The organism is Methylobacterium oryzae, from assembly GCF_036441375.1.
GTDB classification, from domain to species: Bacteria; Pseudomonadota; Alphaproteobacteria; order Rhizobiales; family Beijerinckiaceae; genus Methylobacterium; species Methylobacterium oryzae_A.
The window spans coordinates 94,223-111,179 of record NZ_MLCA01000017.1 but is presented as its reverse complement, the minus strand read 5'-3'; the positions used below and the strand labels follow the sequence as shown (position 1 = coordinate 111,179).

The window sequence follows — 16,957 nt, the reverse complement described above, 5'->3', positions numbered from 1 at the left end:
ATGCCTCTGACCCGCATCTCCCTGCGCGCCGGGACGACTGAGACTTACCGGGCCGCCCTCGTCGCGGGCGTCTACGACGCCATGCGCGAGACCTTCGCGGTGCCGGAGGGCGACCTGTTCGCCCTCGTCCACCAGCACGACCCGTCGGATTTCGCCTACGGCCCCGACTATCTAGGGGTCCGGCGCAGCGACCGGCTCGTGATCGTTCAGATCACCGCCAACGCCACGCGCGGCACCGCGCAGAAGCGCGCCTTCTACGCCGCCGTGGCGCGCAATCTCGCGCGCGATCCCGGCGTGGCGCCGGCGGACGTCTTCATCAACCTCGTCGAGGTCAGCCCGGAGAACTGGTCGTTCGGGGACGGGCTGATGCAGTACGGGCCGCCGGAGCCGTGAGGCGGGCGAAGCCGGCCCGCCGCGGGAGCGGTGCGGCGATGGCAGCCGCGATCCGGGCTTGACCGTTTCGGGGTCCACGTACAGGTCCGGTGCCCGAAACGGCTCTAGGATCGCATGGCTCCCACCGCAAACCTCGCCCTGATCAACCTGTTCATCGGAGACATCCAGGGCGGCCTCGGACCCTTCCTCGGGACTTGGCTGGCACAATCGGCCTCGTGGAGCCCGGCCCGGGTCGGCTTCGTCATCACCCTGGTCGGATTCGGCACGCTGTTCCTGAGCGGTCCGTTCGGCGCCCTGGTGGACCGGTTCCCGCGTCCGCGCCTGCTGATCGCGCTGGCCTGCGGCGCGATCCTGGTGGGAACGCTGCTGCTCCTGCCGGCCCGCAGCTTCCCGGCGGTGCTGGGCGCGCAGCTCCTCGCCGCGGCCGGGGGAACCCTGCTGCTGCCGGCCGTCGCGTCGCTGACCCTGGGGATCGTCGGCAAGGACCGGTTCCCCGCGCAGCAGGGGCGCAATCAGGCCTTCAACCACGTCGGCATCCTGATCGCGGCGGGCGGCATCAGCCTCGGCACCGGCTATTTCGGCCCCGCGATCGCCTTCTGGGTGCTCGGCGGCATGGCGCTGGCGGCGATCGTCGCGACGGTGACGACGCCGGCCGGGGCCTGGAACCGCCGCCGGGCCGTCGGCTGGAAGGAGGACGATTCGGACGAGCCGGAGCGGAGCGGCATTCGCCAAGTCCTGGGCAATCGCCGCCTGCTGGTGCTGACCGTGGCGCTGACCCTGTTCAATCTCGGGAACGGCGGCATGCTCTCGCTGCTCGGCCAGAAGCTGGTCGCGACCGCGGCCGACGCGACCACCTGGACGGCGCGCTACGTCATGGTGGCCCAGCTGGTGATGGTCCCGGTGGCGCTGTTCGCCGGATCGCTCGCCGACAAGCGCGGCCGCCGCCAGCTGCTCATGGTCGCCTTCGCGGTCCTGCCGGTGCGGGCACTCCTGTCCGGCCTGATCGACGATCCGGTCTGGCTGATCGCCGCCGAGGTGCTGGACGGCGTCGCCTCGGGCATCGTCGGGGTGGCCGTGCCGGTGGTGGTCGCGGATCTGACCTGGGGATCGGGCCGGACACAGACGGCGCTCGGCAGCGTCAACGCCGTGCAGGGCGTCGGCGGGGCGCTGTCGGGCTGGTACGGCGGCCTGTCCTACGGGCTGTTCGGCTGGGCCGGCGCCTTCCTGGCCCTCGGCGTGCCGGCGCTCGTCGCCCTGGCGCTGGTGATCTGGCTCGACGCCACGCCCGAGCCCGGCCGGCGCCGCCGCCGGCGCGAGCGGCGCAGCGCCGCCGCTCAGGGAGCCTGAACCGGCCGCCCGAGCGCGGGCTCGCATCGACCCGTCTGCGCGCCACCCGCGCTGACGGCGGAGGACCGAACGTACGGCGCTCCGGAACGCGAAAGCCCGGCCGGGGGCCGGGCTTCGGGACGGTGACGCGGCTGAGGGTCAGCCGATATGCGGGCTGCCCGTGGCGGCGGGGAAGCGGTCGGCCAGGGCGCGGCGCAGCTTCTCGAGCGCGCGGTTCTCGATCTGGCGGACGCGCTCCTTGGAGATGCCGAGCCGCTGGCCCAGGGCTTCCAGGGTCGCCTGATCCTCGGCGAGGCGACGCTCGCGCAGGATGCGCAGCTCGCGCTCCGACAGGACGGTCAGGGCCTGCTGGAGCCAGCTGAGCCGGCGCTCGCCGTCGACCGTGGCGCTCACGGTCTCGTCCGGCAGGTCGGCGCCGTCGACCAGGAAGTCCATCCGCTCCGAGGAGGCGTCGCTGTCCTCGCCCACGGGGGCGTTGAGCGACATGTCGGGACCGGACAGGCGTGCGTCCATCAGCGCGACGTCGTCCCGGGAGACGCCGATGGCGCTGGCGATGCGGCGATGGATCTCGTCGCCGACATGCTCCTCGGTCGATTGCATCAGCCGGGCACGCAGCCGGCGCAGGTTGAAGAACAGGGCCTTCTGCGCCGAGGACGTGCCGCCGCGCACGATCGACCAGTTGCGCAGGATGTAGTCCTGGATCGAGGCGCGGATCCACCACGTCGCGTAGGTGGAGAAGCGGACGTCCCGCTCGGGCTCGAACCGGGCGGCGGCCTCCATCAGGCCGACATGCCCTTCCTGGACGAGGTCGGCCATCGGCAGGCCGTAGTGACGAAAACGCCCCGCCAGGGCGATGACGAGGCGCATATGGGCCGAGATCAGACGGTGGAGGGCCCGCTCGTCGCGCTCGTCCTTCCAGCGGACGGCGAGGCCGCGCTCTTCTTCCCGGGCCAGGAAGGGTGCCTCCATGGCAGTCCGTATGAACTGCCGTCGAATTCCCGCGATCTCAGCCATCCGCCTGCCTCTTGTTGTCGAGTGCTGTTGCGGCGTCGAGCCGATAGCCCGACGCGCAGGCGTCACCGGGAGGCGACGCCAGGCAACCGACAACGGAAGGCAAAACGCGAAAGTTCCGTCCCGATGCCCCACAATGCGACAACCGGGCGGCCACGAATTCGTGTTCTGTCCCGATCACATGGGATCCGGCGCCGCGCCGTCCAGCCCGGACGGCCCGGAACGACCGTGCCGGCGCGGGGAAACTGACTGCGCGAGGCACAAAAAACCCGGCCGCGGGGGCCGGGTTCGGTGTCGTCGGCGGTGCGGCGCGCCTCAGGCGGCCTCCTCCTGGATGTCGTCGCCCTCGCTGTCCCCGTCGGCCTCGGCCTCGGGCTCCGCCTCGCTCTTCGCCCGGCGGGGCGACTTCGCGAGGCTCTGCTCGATCAGCTTCAGGGCCTCGGTCTCGGTGATGCGGTTCACCGACGAGATCTCGCGCACGATCCGGTCCAGCGCGGCCTCGTAGAGCTGGCGCTCGGAGTAGGACTGTTCCGGCTGGGCTTCGGACCGGAAGAGGTCGCGCACGACCTCGGTGACGGCGAGCAGGTCGCCCGAGTTGATCTTGGCCTCGTATTCCTGCGCGCGGCGCGACCACATGGTGCGCTTGATCCGGGCGCGGCCGGTCAGCAGGTCGAGCGCCTTCTTGACCAGCTCCGGCTCGGCGAGCTTGCGCATGCCGACGCTGTTAGCCTTCGCGGTGGGGACGCGCAGGACCATCTTGTCCTTCTCGAACGATACGACGAACAGCTCAAGCTTGTAGCCGGCGATCTCCTGCTCCTCGATCGCGGTGATGCGACCGACGCCGTGGGCCGGATACACGACAGCCTCGCCGGTCTTGAAGCCCTGCCGGCCTGCGGTCGTCGTCTTCTTGGCTGTGGTCATGCGAGAAGGGCCTCCACTGGCGCGCAGCGTTCGGCGCCGCGCGAAACCGTGTTCTTCCGGGCGGGACACCCGGTCTGCCTCGCCGCTCCCGGACCCGGCGCGATGCGCGCGAATCCGGGCGTTCCCCGGCGCGACCGTGCAAACGCCTGGCCCGTCCGCCGAAGTCGCCTTCAGCGGTCGGGCGCGTACTACTCCTAACCCACGAAATTCGAAGGTGTTTCAGCTGGAGGGAGCACGTCAGGCGCGAGCGACGGCAGGCGGATTGTGTACCACAATCCGGCGCGCAGATCAAAGCATCCCTGAAGACGCACGCGCGGACCAAGCGCGGCGCCAAAGAGTTTTACACTGGTGCGGCGGAGCAGGAATGACCTGGCCGCGTATCAGGGCTTCGTATGACGCAGCCCGGCCGCGGGGTTCAGCGGCGGGACGGGCTCGGCAGATCTTCCCGCACTCTGGGAAGCAGGCCGCGGGCCGCTGTCCGAACCTGCGGAGACGGCCCGGGTTCAGTCGCCGGAGCCGGGGTTGGGCGAGAAATGCGCCTCCAGTTTCCCGGTCTTGCCGTCCCACTCCTTGGCGTCGGCCGGCGCTTCCTTCTTCTGCGTGATGTTCGGCCAGGACTTGGCGTAGTCGGCGTTCAGCTTCAGCCACGTGTCGAGATTCGACTCGGTGTCCGGCTTGATCGCCTCGGCGGGGCATTCCGGCTCGCAGACGCCGCAATCGATGCACTCGTCCGGGTGGATGACGAGCATGTTCTCGCCTTCGTAGAAGCAATCCACCGGACAGACCTCGACGCAGTCCGTGTACTTGCACTTGATGCAATTGTCGGTGACGACGTAGGTCATCGGATGTCTTCGTCCTAAAACTCGACTTGGCCCGGGCGGAGCCTGGGGACGGCCCGCGCGCCCGGAGGGTGCTGCGAGGGGAACGCCGGTGAGATCCGGCACGGAGCCGGGCCTCGGAGGCCCACGGCTCTAGACGCTGCCTCCCGGGCTGACAAGCGTGCGGGCGCCGCATGGGGCTGCGTCGGGTCGCTCGCGCGGCCGCTGTGGCGCGGCCTCATCACTCGGAAGGCCCGTCCGGCCGGGTCTCGACCGGCAGGGTTCCGCCGGACAGGTCGTCGTAGAGCAGCCGCGCCTCCGGGGCGGGGCCGCGGCGCAGGCCGAGACCGAGCACCCGCACCGCCAGGGTGGCGTGCGGCGCCGCCACCGTCACCACGTCGCCGATGCCGATCGCCTTCGCGGGGTTCTCGGCCCGGCTGCCGTTCACCCGCACGAAGCCGTCGGAGGCCAGCCGCGCCGCGAGCGAGCGGGTCCGCGCGAACCGCGCGAACCACAGCCACTTGTCGAGGCGCTGCCGATCCTCCCGCATCCGCCGCGGGTCAGCGCTTCCCGCCGTCGCCGGCTTCGAGCTGCGCCTTCAGGGCCGCGAGCTTGGCGAAGGGCGAATCCGGATCGGGTGCCCGCTCGCGCCGCGGCGGCCGCTGGTCGGGCCGCGGGCCGGACTGGCGCTGCTCGGCGTTGCGCTGGTCGTCGCGGCGCTCCGGCCGGCCGCCCTCGAAGCGCTCGCGGCGCGGGCCGCGATCCCGGCCGGGGCGCGGGCCGCCCTCNCGGGGCTTCGTCGGCCGCTGGTGCGTGCTCACCGGCGGCCTCGCCGCCCTCGGCGGCCGGGGCCTCGTCGCCGACCGGCTCGGCGGCGTCCGCCTGCGCGGCGACGGCCTCGTCGGACGACGCCTCGGCGGCGGCGGCGGCCGGCGCGGTGGCGGCGGCCGGGACGAGCGGCACGGTGATGGCCGGGCCGGGGCGCGCCTCGGAATTGTAGCCGAGCGACTTCAGGATCGAGGCGAAATCCTCGCCCGAGCAGCCGACCAGCGAGGTCATGCCGACGGTGGCCACGAAGCCGTCGCCGTCGGCGGTGCCGTCCGGCGGGGCGCCGGGCGTGGTGCCGGGGCGGTAGGCGATGGCCGGGCGGATCAGGTCGGCGAGCCGCTCCAGGATGTCGACGCGCACGGCCCGCTCGCCGCTGACCCGGAAGCCGGCGGCGCGGTAGAGGCCCTTGGCGATCTCGCGGTCGACCTTGATCGAGGTGCGGCCGGAGCCGGCGAGATGCGCGATCTCGTCGAGGCCGCGCTGGTCGAGGCCGCCGTTGCGCAGGGCCCAGAGCTGGGCCGCGAGCGTGCGGGGCGCCGGCTTCAGCAGGGCCGGCAGGAAGATGTGGTAGGCGCCGAACCGGACGCCGTGGCGGCGCAGGGCCCCGCGGCCGTCCTGATCGAGGCTGCGCATCTCGTGCGCCACCTTCGAGCGCTCCAGCACGCCGAGCGCCTCGACCACCTGGTAGCCGATCCCCTTGGCGAGACCGGTCAGGTCGGCCGCGGTCTCGATCTCCATGAGCGGCCCGAGCAGGCGCACGATATAGGCCTTCAGCCACGCGTCGAGGCGCGCCTCGACCTTCTCGCGGTGCGCGCCGGTCAGGCTGTCGTCGGCCAGCAGGCGGATCTGCGGGGCGAAGAGCTTCTCGCCGGGGGTGAGCTTGGCGACGGGTGCGCCGGTCCAGCGAATCGTGCCGTCATGCGACAGCACGAGGGTCGAATCGGCGGTCGCGGCGAATCGATCGGCCCGCGCCTCGATCTCGCCCGCGAGCGCTTTCTCGGCGGCGCTCCTCAGGGTCTTGGCCTCGTGCCCCTCGGCGCTGGCATCGGGAACGAACAGGAATCCGTGAAGGTGGCCGACATGCTGACCCTCGACGGTGACGTCACCGTCGGCGGTGATCTGGGCTTCGAGCATCGTGTTCTCTCTCAGGCGCCGCATCAGGACGCTTGTGCGCCGGTCGACGAAGCGGCTCGCGAGGCGTTCGTGCAGGGCGTCGGACAGCCTGTCCTCTACCCGACGCGTCTCGCCCTGCCAATGTTCTGGGTCGCGCAGCCAGTCGGGACGGTTTGCAACGAACGTCCAGGTGCGTCCCTGAGCGATCCGGCGGGACAGCGTGTCGATGTCGCCGTCGGTCCGGTCGATCATCGCGACCTGCTCGGCGAACCACGTGTCGGGGATGCGCCCGGCCATGCCCTTCATGAGGAATCGGTAGAGCTGCGCCACCAGGTCGGCGTGCACCTGCGGGTGGACCTTGCGGTAATCCGGCACGCCGCAGACGTCCCAGAGCCGGCGCACGCCGGCCGGGTTCCGGGCGAGGTCGCGGATGTCGTCCTCCTTCATGAGGATCTCGAGGGCCTGCTGGTCCTCGCCCATGGGGGCGCGGGTCAGGCCCGATTCGCGCGGGTGCTCGTCGAGGCTCGCCTGCAGCCCCTCCAGGCTGCCGAAGCTCAGATCCGGATTGCGCCATTGCAGGATGCGCAGGGGATCGAAGTCGTGGCTCTCCAGCCGCTCCACCAGCTCGGCCTCGAAGGGCGGGCAGCGGCCGGTGGAGCCGAAGGTCCCGTCCGAGAGGTGTCGCCCGGCGCGGCCGGCGATCTGGCCCATCTCGGCGGGGGTGAGCTTGCGGAAGCGGGTGCCGTCGTACTTCCAGTTGGCCGCGAACGCGACGTGATCGACGTCGAGGTTGAGGCCCATGCCGACCGCGTCGGTGGCGACGAGGTAGTCGACGTCCCCCGCCTGGTACATCTCGACCTGGGCGTTGCGGGTCCGCGGCGACAGGGCGCCCAGCACGACCGCGGCGCCGCCGCGCTGGCGGCGGATCAGCTCGGCGATGGCGTAGACCTCCTCGGCCGAGAACGCCACGATTGCGGTCCGCCGGGGCAGGCGCGACAGCCGCTTCTCCCCCGCGAAGGTGAGCTGCGACAGCCGCGGCCGGGTCGTGGTGTGGACGTTCGGGATCAGGCTCTGGACCAGCGGCAGCACGGTCGAGGAGCCGATCAGCAGGGTCTCCTCCCGGCCGCGCACGTAGAGCAGGCGGTCGGTGAAGACGTGGCCGCGGTCCATGTCGGCGGCGAGCTGGATCTCGTCGATGGCGACGAAGGCGACGTCGATGTCGCGGGGCATCGCCTCGATGGTGCAGATCCAGTAGCGCGGCCGGTCCGGCTTGATCTTCTCCTCGCCGGTGACGAGCGCGACCTTCTCGGGGCCCACCTTGGCGACGACGCGCAGGTAGACTTCCCGGGCGAGCAGCCGCAGGGGCAGCCCGATCATGCCGGTCGGGTGGGCGAGCATCCGCTCGATGGCGAGGTGGGTCTTGCCGGTGTTGGTCGGCCCGAGGACCGCGGTGACACCGCGGGCGCGGGCCTCGCGGGACAGCGAGCGGCTGGGCGTGGGGCGGAGCAGCGCGTCGATGGTCGGCGGTTCCTTCGAGCGGGAAGGCCGTCGCGGCGCCGTTGGGGCGCGGGCGGGGAGGCGGGTTCGACCGGCCGGTCGCGTCAGGGACGGTAGGGCCGGACCGATCCTCCCTCATATGGGATGCCGCCGCCCCCAGGTCCAACCTGCGGCGTGATCATCGGGTAGATGTCGATCTGCGTCGTCGGCGTGCCCGGCTGCGGCGCGAGGTCGGCGCAGAGCGTGTCGGGGGTCGCGACGAGGGGGCCGCGGCGGGGCGGCCTGTTCTCGACGACCTCGGCCGACGAGAAGGCGTCGCCGCCGCAGCCCGGATCGGCGGTCCCCGCGCTCAGGGATTGCGCGGCGGCCGGGCCGGCGAGCGCGGCCAGGGCGAGGACGATTCGGAGTACGGACGGGCGCATCCGCGCATTATCGCCGGGAACGTGAAGATTCCCTCCACCGCCCGGCGGCGGGTCGCCGGATCCGACGCGACGATCCCGGCCCGCGGTCACGGCGCGGGCCGCATCGAGCGACGCGTCGAACTGAAGCGCCGCTCAGTCCACACCCTCGACCAGCACCACCTCGCCGATCCCCGCCGGACGGCGCTTGGCCACGGCGGCCTGATATTCCGGCGAGAAGTAGTAGGCGCGCGCCGCCTCGTAGGACTCGAATTCCAGCACGACGTTGCGCGGACGGCCCTCGCCCTCCAGCGCCTCGCAGCGGCCGCCGCGCACCAGCGGCGTGCAGCCGTACTTGCGCATGGCCTCGGAGGCCATGGCGGCGTAATCCTTGTAGGTGTCCGGGTCGGTGACCGTCATCCGGACGATGATGTAGCCCTTCGGCACTCGCTGACCTCCTTGCGCGGCTGCCGCGCCGCGCCGAGGTGCCGGGAAACCGGCCGCCGGTCAAACGCCTCCGCGCGCCGCTACTGCCCGGGCAGGCTCGCCTGCGCGACGCTGTTGCGGGGGGCGCCGGCCGTCCCGGTCGTGGCCGGATTGCCGCTCTGGCTCCAGCGCGTCGCCTCGATGATGTTGGTGCCGATCGTGGTGAGCACCGAGATGCGCAGCGGGATCAGGACGCGCGTCCCCTCGACGGGGGCGAGCCAGACCGACATCTCCCGGTTCTCTTCCATGAACTTCACCCCGGGCCGGTCCGGGCGGTGGCCCGCGACGGCCTGGTAGCGGGCGTTGCAGACCAGCACCGGGCCGGCATAGCCGGGCTTCTGGACCGGGCGGGTCTCGGCGTAGCTCAGCACTACGTTGAAGCGGGTCGCGCCGTCGAAGACCGGCAGCGTCCGGTTGCAATTCTCCGGATCGAGGGGCTCGCCCCGTCCCTGGGTCGGCATGAGCAGCGCGCTCACCGGATCGATGATGCCGCGCTTGTTGGCCGGGGTGACCGGCACGCGGTCCTGCATGTCGACGAGCGGCGGCGTGATCTCGGCCTGGACCACGTTGCCGTGCGCCAGGGCCATGCGCACCGCGATGCCGGAGCTCGCCGTCTGGGTCGCGATGGCGAAGGCGCCGGGCTGCGGCGCGGCCGAGAAGCTTCCCGAGGCCCGGGCGGAGCCCTTGCCGCCGGTGATCGCGCCGACGAGGCCGGTGAGCACGGCCGACACGTCCATCAGGTAGCGGTCGCGGTCGAAGGAGCCGGCGAGGCGCGCCGTGCCGATCGGGAGGCCGGCGAGGTTGATGCCGTAATCGACTGCCACGGTCGCGGCGGCGGGTGCGGCCCGCTTGCCGCGCGAGGCGCGCGCCCCGGCATCGGTCGGGGCCGCCAGGGCCGCGACCGCGAGGAGGCTGCCCGCGAGGCGCCCGGCGGCGTGCTTCGTCAACGGCTTGATCATCCGACGGACTGGCGTGGCGCTCATGATCCGGATCGCATCCCAGGGCGGGCGGACCGAGACACGCGCTCGAACACACCCTCTCGAACACACCCGCTCGCCGGCATCCTCTGCGACGCACGGAGCGGGGCGAGGCACCTTCCTGCAGGTGGAAGAAGGCTATATCCCGGCATCGTGGTTAACAGATCGTTGGGCGCCCGGAGCCCCGCCTCCGTCCGCCGGCACCTTGACGCGCCGCGCCTTCGTCGCCTATAGGCTCGCGCCTTCAACAGGACTCCGCCGGACCTGGAACACGCAATGGGCGCCGCCCGCTGCGACGAAGATCGCGCCGGCCGCGATCGGGTCTTCACCGGGCGGAACGAGACGGGATCGTTTTTTATCATGGCGCGCCGCTGCGAACTCACCGGCAAGGCCGTTCAGGTCGGCCACCTCGTGAGCCACTCGAACCGCAAGACCAAGTGCCGGTTCCTGCCGAACCTGTGCAACGTTACCCTCCAGTCCGACGCGCTGGGCAAGCGCGTCCGCCTGCGGGTCACCGCGCACGCCCTGCGCTCGGTGGAGCACCGCGGCGGCCTCGACGCCTTCCTGATCAAGGCCGGCGAGGGCGACCTGTCGCAGACCGCCCGCCTCCTGAAGCGCGAGATCCACAAGAAGCTCTCCGAGGCTCCGGCCGCCGCGGCCTGAATCGTCGGGCTTCACCGTTCCTGACCGGATGGTTTCAACCGCCGTGGCCATGAAGGCCGCGGCGGTTTTGCGCTTGTCTGCGGCAGACAGGCCGGTCCGGGCAATCCAGAGCCCGGCCGCAGGCGGCCGTCAATTTCCGGCTGATGCCCCCGCGCCGTCTTTGCGAGCGGAGCGAAGCAATCCGGGCCGCGCCACGTCGACAAGCCCCGCGCTGCCCTGGGTCACCTCGCCGCGCCCGTGATGACGGAGGGGCTTCGACGTCCGAGTCGCGAACACGAACCGTGTGGCGATTCGGCCCGGAGCTGCCGGCTCCCGCGACACGGATCCTCTATCGCGCGCGGCAAGGCGGGACCTGATTACCGCCGGCCGCCCGCCGCGCGCAGCATCCGGCCCGTCGGAGCCGATTCTCCGTTCTCCTCGAACAGCTCGGCCAGCTTCTCGGTCATCGCCCCGCCGAGCTCCTCGGCGTCGATGATCGTCACGGCGCGGCGGTAGTACCGGGTCACGTCGTGGCCGATGCCGATGGCGAGCAGCTCCACGGGCGAGCGCGTCTCGATCTCCTCGATCATCCAGCGCAGGTGCCGCTCCAGGTAGTTGCCGGCATTCACCGACAGGGTCGAGTCGTCCACCGGCGCGCCGTCGGAGATCACCATCAGGATCTTGCGCTGCTCCGGCCGGCCGAGCAGGCGCTTGTGCGCCCAGTCGAGCGCCTCGCCGTCGATGTTCTCCTTGAGCAGCCCCTCGCGCATCATCAGCCCGAGGTTCTTGCGCGCCCGCCGCCAGGGGGCGTCGGCCGCCTTGTAGACGATGTGGCGCAGGTCGTTCAGGCGGCCGGGATTCGGCGGCTTGCCGGCGGCGAGCCACGCCTCGCGGCTCTGGCCGCCCTTCCAGGCCCGGGTGGTGAAGCCCAGGATCTCGACCTTCACGCCGCAGCGCTCCAGCGTCCGCGCCAGGATGTCGGCGCAGGTCGCCGCCACGGTGATCGGCCGGCCGCGCATCGAGCCCGAATTGTCGAGGAGCAGCGTGACGACCGTGTCGCGGAAATTCGTGTCCTTCTCCTGCTTGAAGGAGAGGGGCTGGTACGGGTCGATGACCACGCGCACGAGCCGCGCCGGGTCGAGCTGACCCTCCTCCAGGTCGAAGTCCCAGGCGCGGTTCTGCTGCGCGAGGAGGCGCCGCTGCAGCCGGTTGGCGAGCCGGCCGACCACGCCCTGCAGGTGCGAGAGCTGCTTGTCGAGGTAGGAGCGCAGGCGCGACAGCTCGTCGGCGTCGCACAGCTCCTCGGCGTGGATGACCTCGTCGAAGCGCGGGTTGAACACCCGGTACTCGGGGCCGCGCGCCTCGTTGCCCTGCCGCTGCGGCGGGCGGGACGCCTCCGAGGCCTCCTCGGATTCCGCGTCCTCGGCCTCCTCGGGCAGCTCACCCGAGGGGGCGTCGGCGGATTCCTGGGCGCCGTCCTCGATCTCGTCGGAGGCCTCCTCGGACGTCTCGATCTCGGCGCGCTCGCCCTGGCTCTTCTCCTCCGAATCGCCCTCGCTGGGGTTCTGCTCGTCGTCCTGGGCGTCGTTCTCGTCGTCGTTCTCGTCGTCCTCGGCGTCGAACGGCGTCTCGTCCGACATGTCGAGGGAGGTGAGGAGGTCGCGCACCGAGCGGGCGAACTTGCGCTGGTCCTCGATCGAGCCGAGCAGGCCGTCGAGGTTCGGGCCGGCCTTGGCCTCGATATGCTCGCGCCACAGCTCGACGATCTTGGTGGCGGCCTCGGGCGGCTTCTGGCCGGTCAGGCGCTCGCGCACCATCAGGGCGACGGCGTCCTCCATCGGGGCGTCGGCCCGGTCGGTGATGGTCTCGTACTTGCCGCCGCGGTGGTAGCGGTCCTCCAGCATCGCCGAGATGTTGCTGGCGACGCCCGCCATCCGGCGCGAGCCGATCGCCTCGACCCGGGCCTGCTCGACCGCGTCGTAGACCGCCCGGGCGGCGGCGTTCTCGGGGGCGAGGCGGCGGTGGACGGCCACGTCGTGGCAGCCGAGGCGTAGCGCCATGGCGTCGGCGTTGCCGCGCAGCACCGCGACGTCCTGCGCCGAGAGCTTGCGCGGCGGCTCGGGGAGGCGGGCCTTGTCGCCGGTCAGCGCCGGCCGGTCGGTGGCGTAGGTGACCTCGACCTCGGAGCGCCGGGCGATGGCGCGCAGGCACCCGGCCACCGAGCGCTTGAGGGGCTCGGCCACGGGTTCGCGGCGCTCGCCGGGCTTGCGGTTGGAGATGGACATCAGCGCTACCGGTCGTCCTCGAACGCGAAGGGGCGGTTCAGGATCTCGTCCCAGCTGTAGGGACAGTCCGCGGGCAGGGTTTGGGGCGAGCGCTTCATCTCGCGGGCGGCTCGGATTCGACCGACCCGGTAGCCTTCGTTGACGGCTTCGGCGATGCGCGACTTGAGACCTGGATTTTTGCGCACCTGCCTGTCGATCCGCACGCGCTGTTCCGCAATCGTCAGCGACCAGCTTCGGCTGCGCCGCTCGGGCTGATGATCCCATTTGAGGGCATGGGCCAGAAGCACCTCGATCGCGCTCTCGAGCTTATCGTACTGCTCCGAACCCACGTCGCTCAGCTCCTCGGCGATGTTCTCGAGGTCGAGCGCGTCTACCCGGCCGGCGCGGAGCAGCGCCACCTGCTCCTGAACCCAGGTGTAGAGATCGTCCGCGTAGCGCGTCCGTACCCGTGCGTGCGCAGTCGCCGGGGCGTCCTCGCGCGTCGGGGTCGGATGCGCCACGGGCTCCTCCACGCGGGTCAGCTCAGCGCGACGTTCACCGCGCTCTCGGGCAGCTCCTTGCCGAAGGCGCGCTGGTAGAACTCGGCCACCAGAGTCCGCTCCAGCTCGTCGCACTTGTTGAGGAAGGTCACCCGGAAGGCGAAGCCGATATCCTTGAAGATGTCGGCGTTCTCGGCCCAGGTGATCACCGTGCGCGGGCTCATGACGGTGGAGAGGTCGCCGTTCATGAACGCGTTGCGGGTGAGATCCGCCACGCGCACCATCCGGTTGACGATGTCGCGGCCCTGGTCGCCCCGGTAATGGGTCGCCTTCGAGAGCACGATGTCGACCTCGCGGTCGTGCGGCAGGTAGTTCAGCGTCGTCACGATCGACCAGCGGTCCATCTGGCCCTGATTGATCTGCTGGGTGCCGTGATAGAGGCCCGACGTGTCGCCGAGGCCCACCGTGTTGGCGGTGGCGAACAGCCGGAAGGCCGGGTGGGGCCGGATCACGCGCTTCTGGTCGAGAAGCGTCAGCCGCCCCGACAATTCCAGCACCCGCTGGATCACGAACATCACGTCCGGACGGCCGGCATCGTACTCGTCGAACACGAGCGCGACGTTGTTCTGCAGCGCCCAGGGCAGGATGCCGTCCTGGAAGGCCGTGACCTGCTTGCCGTCCTGCAGGACGATGGCGTCCTTGCCGACGAGGTCGATGCGCGAGACGTGGCTGTCGAGGTTGATCCGGATGCACGGCCAGTTCAGCCGGGCGGCGACCTGCTCGATATGGGTCGACTTGCCGGTGCCGTGATAGCCGGTGACCATCACGCGGCGGTTGCGGGCGAAGCCGGCCAGGATCGCGAGCGTCGTCTCCCGGTCGAAGATGTAGTCCGGGTCGACGTCCGGCACGTGCTCCTCGGGCTCGGCGAAGGCCGGGACCTTGAGGTCGAGGTCGATGCCGAAGACATCGCGGACGGCGACGGTGCGGTCGGGGAGCCGGGCGGGCGTATCGTCAGAGAGCATTCGGAACCTCGTGAGGCGCGGGCGCTCCACTCCCAAACAGTGAAGCATCCGCGCGGAAGAACGTCGAGCCGGGCCTCCGCGGCGGGGCGGAGCCATCCTTAGACGGCGGCGCGCGCGCGCGCCACCGACCGGCATGGATCCCATATAGGGCCGCCCCGCCCGGTTTTCCCTATCCTGGGTGCGAACCGGCGTGCATCCTTCGTGCCGCTCAGCAGAGCCCGGCCGCGCGGAGCACGTCGTGGGCGCGGATGATGTCGCGCAGGCGCTCCTCGAACGACCGGTCGCCGCCGTTCGCGTCGGGGTGGAAGCGCTTCACCAGCACCTTGTACTGCGCCTTGATGGCGGCCGAATCCGCGCCCTCCTCGAGGCCCATCACGTCGAGGGCCCGGCGCACCGTGGCCGAGTGTCTGGGCTTGCGCGGCTCCTCGGGCTGGCGGGCGCGCCGGCGCGCGTCGCCGACGCCCTCGCCGCGCAGGATCCCGAGCGGGTCGACGTAGGCCCAGTCGCGGACCGGCTCGTCGGCGGGCTTGGCCTCGCCGGTGCGGTTCACGCCCATCGCCCAGGTCGGGCGATGCCCGATGATCGCGTCCTTCTGGTAGGCCTGCACGGCGGCGTCGTTCATGCCGTCGAAGTAGTTGTAGGTCGCGTTGTAGGCGCGGACATGGTCGATGCAGAAGCGCCAGTACTGACCCTCCGCCTTCCGCCCCTTCGGCGCCCGGTACAGGCCCGGATGGCTGCAGCCCGGGCTCTCGCAGCCGGCCTCGGCCGCCGCCTTCGGCTCGTCGCAGGACGGTTTGATCCGGATGCTGTCGAACAGGCGCGAGTTGAGATCCATGACGGGCCGATTATGAGGGGGCGGACCTGAGACACAAGGGCGCCGGGCCTGATGACGCATGCGCGGGATCGGGCTTGACGGCGCCCACGAACACGACGTGAGGGCACGATGGCGGACGGTGCGGGCGCGGGCGGCACCCTGCGGGACTGGATGGAGGCGCGGCTGCGGGAGCAGCTCGCGCCGGCGCGGCTCGACGTGATCGACGAGTCGCATCTGCATGCCGGCCACGCCGGGGCGCGGCCGGGGGGCGAGACCCACTACCGGCTCGACATCGTCGCGTCGGCGTTCGAGGGCAAGAGCCGCGTCGAGCGGCACCGCTTGGTGAACGCGCTGCTCGACGACGCGTTCAAGCGGGGCCTGCACGCCCTGGCGCTCCATGCCAGGACGCCGGCCGAGGCGGCCTGAGGCCGACGCGCGGGTCGACGGTGCGCCGCACCGGGCCGCTCCGACGGCGCGCGGTGAGCGGGACGGGAAGCACGGGAAAGATATGGTGATGGGGCCGCCGATCCGCACCTGCCCGATCGTCGGCGCCGCGCCGGATGCCGGGGCGCCGCGCGCCGTCAACACCCTGCCGGGGAGGCCGCCATGTCCCTGCGGGTGACGCCGCGCATCGCCATCGACGAGGACGAGATCGACCTGTCCTTCATGCGCGCCTCCGGCGCCGGCGGCCAGAACGTCAACAAGGTCGAGACCGCGGTCCAGCTCCGCTGGGCGGCGCTGGCGTCACCCGCCATCGACGAGCGGGTGAAGGCCAATCTCGTGCGGCTCGCCGGGCGGCGGATGACCAAGGACGGCGTGCTCGTCCTCGCCGGGCAGCGGCACCGGACGCAGGAGCGCAACCGGGCCGACGTGCTGCAGCGGCTGGTCGATCTCGTGGCGGAGGCGGCCAAGCCGCCGCCGCCGGTCCGCCGGCCGACGAAGCCCACCCGGGGCTCGCAGGAGCGGCGCATCGGCGCGAAGAAGAGCCGCGCCGCGATCAAGCAGGGCCGGGGCAGCGTGCGGGATTCCGACGGCTGACCCAACTCTCGCTCGGTCCGGGCCTCATCCGGGCCTCAGTGGATCGCGTCGATGACCTCGGCCTTCGGGCTGGCATCGGGCGCCGGCGACGAGCCGGCGACCAGGGTGCTGCCCGGCTTGGCGACGGTGAGGGCGATCGCGATCAGGGCCAGGATGGCGGCCAGAGCCGCCGGGAACAGGAAGGCCGATTCGCCGTAGCGCATGTCGAGCAGTCCGCCCACGACCGCGCCGGTGCTGAGCCCGGCCCAGAGCGGCGCCTGGATCCAGAAGGAGGGCGCCACCGTGCCGAGCAGCAGGTTGGCGCAGCCCGTGCCGAAACGCACCACGGCGCCGGTGACGTAGGTGAGCGCCAGCGAGCGGCCGCCTTCGTCCTGCAGCGTCGCGTTCTGGAGGCCCAGCGCCAGGACGATCGGATAGGCGTGCAGCGGGTAGGCGAAGGTGCCCCAGGGCATCAGCAGGCCGCCGGCGAGCAGCAGGGCCTGGAGCGTCAGCAGCACGGCGAGGCGCCAGCGCCCGACCCAGGCGGCGATCAGCGTCCCCAGGAAGGCGCCGAAGCAGAACATGCAGATCGTGCTGGCGACGCGGCTGACGTTCTCCCAGTCGCCGTTGGCCACCGCCACGCCGAAGCGGGTGGTGTTGCCCGACATGAACGACATGAAGAGCTGCGAGAATTCCAGGAAGCCGATGGAATCGGCGCAGCCCGCGAGCGCCGCCAGGGCGATCGCGAAGGGGATGCGGGTTCGCGGATCGGCCGGAAAGGACTTGTCGGCCGGCGGTTCGGGCTTCCGTTCCGGTGCTGCACCGCCTGTCCGACTTCCATATTCCGCCATGCTGATCCCCCGATCGAGCCGCCGCGCCCAGCCGCGGTCGACTGACAATGGACGAATA

Annotated in this window: 17 protein-coding genes and 1 pseudogene; 5 read left to right on the top strand and 13 right to left on the bottom strand. The window is 71.5% G+C overall.

What is annotated here, in order from left to right; genetic code table 11:
• Both MOTC310_RS31160 and MOTC310_RS31155 read left to right on the top strand, forming a co-directional pair.
• The gene (locus tag MOTC310_RS31160) at positions 1 to 393 is read left to right on the top strand and encodes a tautomerase family protein (RefSeq protein ID WP_331304574.1); all 393 of its coding nucleotides are present in this window, start codon (positions 1 to 3) and stop codon (positions 391 to 393) included.
• Positions 394 to 507: 114 nt separating this feature from the next.
• Positions 508 to 1,740 (top strand): MFS transporter, encoded by a 1,233-nt coding sequence (locus tag MOTC310_RS31155; RefSeq protein ID WP_331304573.1) that lies wholly within the window; start codon positions 508 to 510, stop codon positions 1,738 to 1,740.
• 138 nt (positions 1,741 to 1,878) lie between these two features.
• Here MOTC310_RS31155 and MOTC310_RS31150 read toward each other — a convergent pair whose 3' ends face one another.
• The 8 genes and pseudogenes from MOTC310_RS31150 to MOTC310_RS31115 all read right to left on the bottom strand — a co-directional run bounded on the left by MOTC310_RS31150 (position 1,879) and on the right by MOTC310_RS31115 (position 9,771).
• A complete protein-coding gene (locus MOTC310_RS31150) occupies positions 1,879 to 2,754 on the bottom strand; it encodes an RNA polymerase factor sigma-32 (protein WP_012320644.1) in 876 nt (291 codons plus the stop codon).
• Positions 2,755 to 3,066: 312 nt separating this feature from the next.
• A complete protein-coding gene (locus MOTC310_RS31145) occupies positions 3,067 to 3,672 on the bottom strand; it encodes a CarD family transcriptional regulator (RefSeq protein ID WP_012320643.1) in 606 nt (201 codons plus the stop codon).
• Positions 3,673 to 4,175: 503 nt separating this feature from the next.
• Positions 4,176 to 4,514, bottom strand: coding sequence for a ferredoxin FdxA (gene fdxA, locus MOTC310_RS31140; RefSeq protein ID WP_012320642.1), 339 nt, complete (start codon positions 4,512 to 4,514; stop codon positions 4,176 to 4,178).
• Positions 4,515 to 4,731: 217 nt separating this feature from the next.
• The gene (locus tag MOTC310_RS31135; RefSeq protein WP_331304572.1) at positions 4,732 to 5,040 is read right to left on the bottom strand and encodes an RNA-binding S4 domain-containing protein; all 309 of its coding nucleotides are present in this window, start codon (positions 5,038 to 5,040) and stop codon (positions 4,732 to 4,734) included.
• Positions 5,041 to 5,050: 10 nt separating this feature from the next.
• Positions 5,051 to 7,940: pseudogene (locus MOTC310_RS31130) on the bottom strand (helicase-related protein).
• Between the two features lie 92 nt (positions 7,941 to 8,032).
• Entirely contained in the window at positions 8,033 to 8,350 is a 318-nt protein-coding gene (locus MOTC310_RS31125; RefSeq protein WP_331304571.1) for a hypothetical protein, read from the bottom strand.
• A gap of 132 nt (positions 8,351 to 8,482) precedes the next feature.
• Positions 8,483 to 8,773 (bottom strand): DUF1330 domain-containing protein, encoded by a 291-nt coding sequence (locus MOTC310_RS31120; protein WP_331293904.1) that lies wholly within the window; start codon positions 8,771 to 8,773, stop codon positions 8,483 to 8,485.
• Positions 8,774 to 8,853: 80 nt separating this feature from the next.
• Positions 8,854 to 9,771 (bottom strand): DUF3108 domain-containing protein, encoded by a 918-nt coding sequence (locus tag MOTC310_RS31115; protein ID WP_331304739.1) that lies wholly within the window; start codon positions 9,769 to 9,771, stop codon positions 8,854 to 8,856.
• Between the two features lie 378 nt (positions 9,772 to 10,149).
• Here MOTC310_RS31115 and rpmB point away from each other — a divergent pair, with 378 nt between their 5' ends.
• Positions 10,150 to 10,452 carry a 50S ribosomal protein L28 gene (gene rpmB, locus MOTC310_RS31110; RefSeq protein ID WP_331304570.1) on the top strand — a complete coding sequence of 101 codons (303 nt, stop codon included), beginning with the start codon at positions 10,150 to 10,152 and terminating at the stop codon, positions 10,450 to 10,452.
• 356 nt (positions 10,453 to 10,808) lie between these two features.
• Here the strand turns inward: rpmB and cobT are convergent, their stop codons facing one another.
• The 4 genes from cobT to MOTC310_RS31090 all read right to left on the bottom strand — a co-directional run bounded on the left by cobT (position 10,809) and on the right by MOTC310_RS31090 (position 15,052).
• A complete protein-coding gene (gene cobT / locus MOTC310_RS31105) occupies positions 10,809 to 12,716 on the bottom strand; it encodes a cobaltochelatase subunit CobT (protein WP_331293901.1) in 1,908 nt (635 codons plus the stop codon).
• A gap of 5 nt (positions 12,717 to 12,721) precedes the next feature.
• Positions 12,722 to 13,216 carry a DUF29 domain-containing protein gene (locus tag MOTC310_RS31100; protein ID WP_331304569.1) on the bottom strand — a complete coding sequence of 165 codons (495 nt, stop codon included), beginning with the start codon at positions 13,214 to 13,216 and terminating at the stop codon, positions 12,722 to 12,724.
• A gap of 17 nt (positions 13,217 to 13,233) precedes the next feature.
• Positions 13,234 to 14,217 (bottom strand): cobaltochelatase subunit CobS, encoded by a 984-nt coding sequence (gene cobS, locus MOTC310_RS31095; RefSeq protein WP_331293898.1) that lies wholly within the window; start codon positions 14,215 to 14,217, stop codon positions 13,234 to 13,236.
• A 208-nt stretch (positions 14,218 to 14,425) separates the two neighbouring features.
• Complete coding sequence (locus MOTC310_RS31090) at positions 14,426 to 15,052, bottom strand: J domain-containing protein (protein WP_331304568.1); 627 nt, start codon at positions 15,050 to 15,052, stop codon at positions 14,426 to 14,428.
• A 108-nt stretch (positions 15,053 to 15,160) separates the two neighbouring features.
• On the opposite strand from MOTC310_RS31090, the gene MOTC310_RS31085 reads away from it, so the two are divergent.
• A complete protein-coding gene (locus MOTC310_RS31085; RefSeq protein ID WP_331304567.1) occupies positions 15,161 to 15,457 on the top strand; it encodes a BolA family protein in 297 nt (98 codons plus the stop codon).
• A 180-nt stretch (positions 15,458 to 15,637) separates the two neighbouring features.
• Positions 15,638 to 16,069, top strand: a complete 432-nt coding sequence (arfB, locus tag MOTC310_RS31080) for an alternative ribosome rescue aminoacyl-tRNA hydrolase ArfB (RefSeq protein ID WP_331304566.1) — start codon at positions 15,638 to 15,640, stop codon at positions 16,067 to 16,069.
• Between the two features lie 35 nt (positions 16,070 to 16,104).
• Here arfB and MOTC310_RS31075 read toward each other — a convergent pair whose 3' ends face one another.
• Entirely contained in the window at positions 16,105 to 16,899 is a 795-nt protein-coding gene (locus MOTC310_RS31075; RefSeq protein WP_012320629.1) for a YoaK family protein, read from the bottom strand.
• Positions 16,900 to 16,957: the final 58 nt, after the last annotated feature.

Excerpts from the sequence above, each read along its gene's own strand:
- fdxA (WP_012320642.1), bottom strand. The coding sequence starts at position 4,514 with ATGACCTACGTCGTCACCGACAATTGCATCAAGTGCAAGTACACGGAC.
- arfB (WP_331304566.1), top strand. The coding sequence starts at position 15,638 with ATGTCCCTGCGGGTGACGCCGCGCATCGCCATCGACGAGGACGAGATC.
- rpmB (WP_331304570.1), top strand. The coding sequence starts at position 10,150 with ATGGCGCGCCGCTGCGAACTCACCGGCAAGGCCGTTCAGGTCGGCCAC.
- MOTC310_RS31135 (WP_331304572.1), bottom strand. The coding sequence starts at position 5,040 with ATGCGGGAGGATCGGCAGCGCCTCGACAAGTGGCTGTGGTTCGCGCGG.
- MOTC310_RS31075 (WP_012320629.1), bottom strand. The coding sequence starts at position 16,899 with ATGGCGGAATATGGAAGTCGGACAGGCGGTGCAGCACCGGAACGGAAG.
- MOTC310_RS31145 (WP_012320643.1), bottom strand. The coding sequence starts at position 3,672 with ATGACCACAGCCAAGAAGACGACGACCGCAGGCCGGCAGGGCTTCAAG.
- MOTC310_RS31125 (WP_331304571.1), bottom strand. The coding sequence starts at position 8,350 with ATGCGCCCGTCCGTACTCCGAATCGTCCTCGCCCTGGCCGCGCTCGCC.
- MOTC310_RS31150 (WP_012320644.1), bottom strand. The coding sequence starts at position 2,754 with ATGGCTGAGATCGCGGGAATTCGACGGCAGTTCATACGGACTGCCATG.
- cobS (WP_331293898.1), bottom strand. The coding sequence starts at position 14,217 with ATGCTCTCTGACGATACGCCCGCCCGGCTCCCCGACCGCACCGTCGCC.
- cobT (WP_331293901.1), bottom strand. The coding sequence starts at position 12,716 with ATGTCCATCTCCAACCGCAAGCCCGGCGAGCGCCGCGAACCCGTGGCC.
- MOTC310_RS31090 (WP_331304568.1), bottom strand. The coding sequence starts at position 15,052 with ATGGATCTCAACTCGCGCCTGTTCGACAGCATCCGGATCAAACCGTCC.
- MOTC310_RS31115 (WP_331304739.1), bottom strand. The coding sequence starts at position 9,771 with ATGATCAAGCCGTTGACGAAGCACGCCGCCGGGCGCCTCGCGGGCAGC.
- MOTC310_RS31160 (WP_331304574.1), top strand. The coding sequence starts at position 1 with ATGCCTCTGACCCGCATCTCCCTGCGCGCCGGGACGACTGAGACTTAC.
- MOTC310_RS31085 (WP_331304567.1), top strand. The coding sequence starts at position 15,161 with ATGGCGGACGGTGCGGGCGCGGGCGGCACCCTGCGGGACTGGATGGAG.
- MOTC310_RS31155 (WP_331304573.1), top strand. The coding sequence starts at position 508 with ATGGCTCCCACCGCAAACCTCGCCCTGATCAACCTGTTCATCGGAGAC.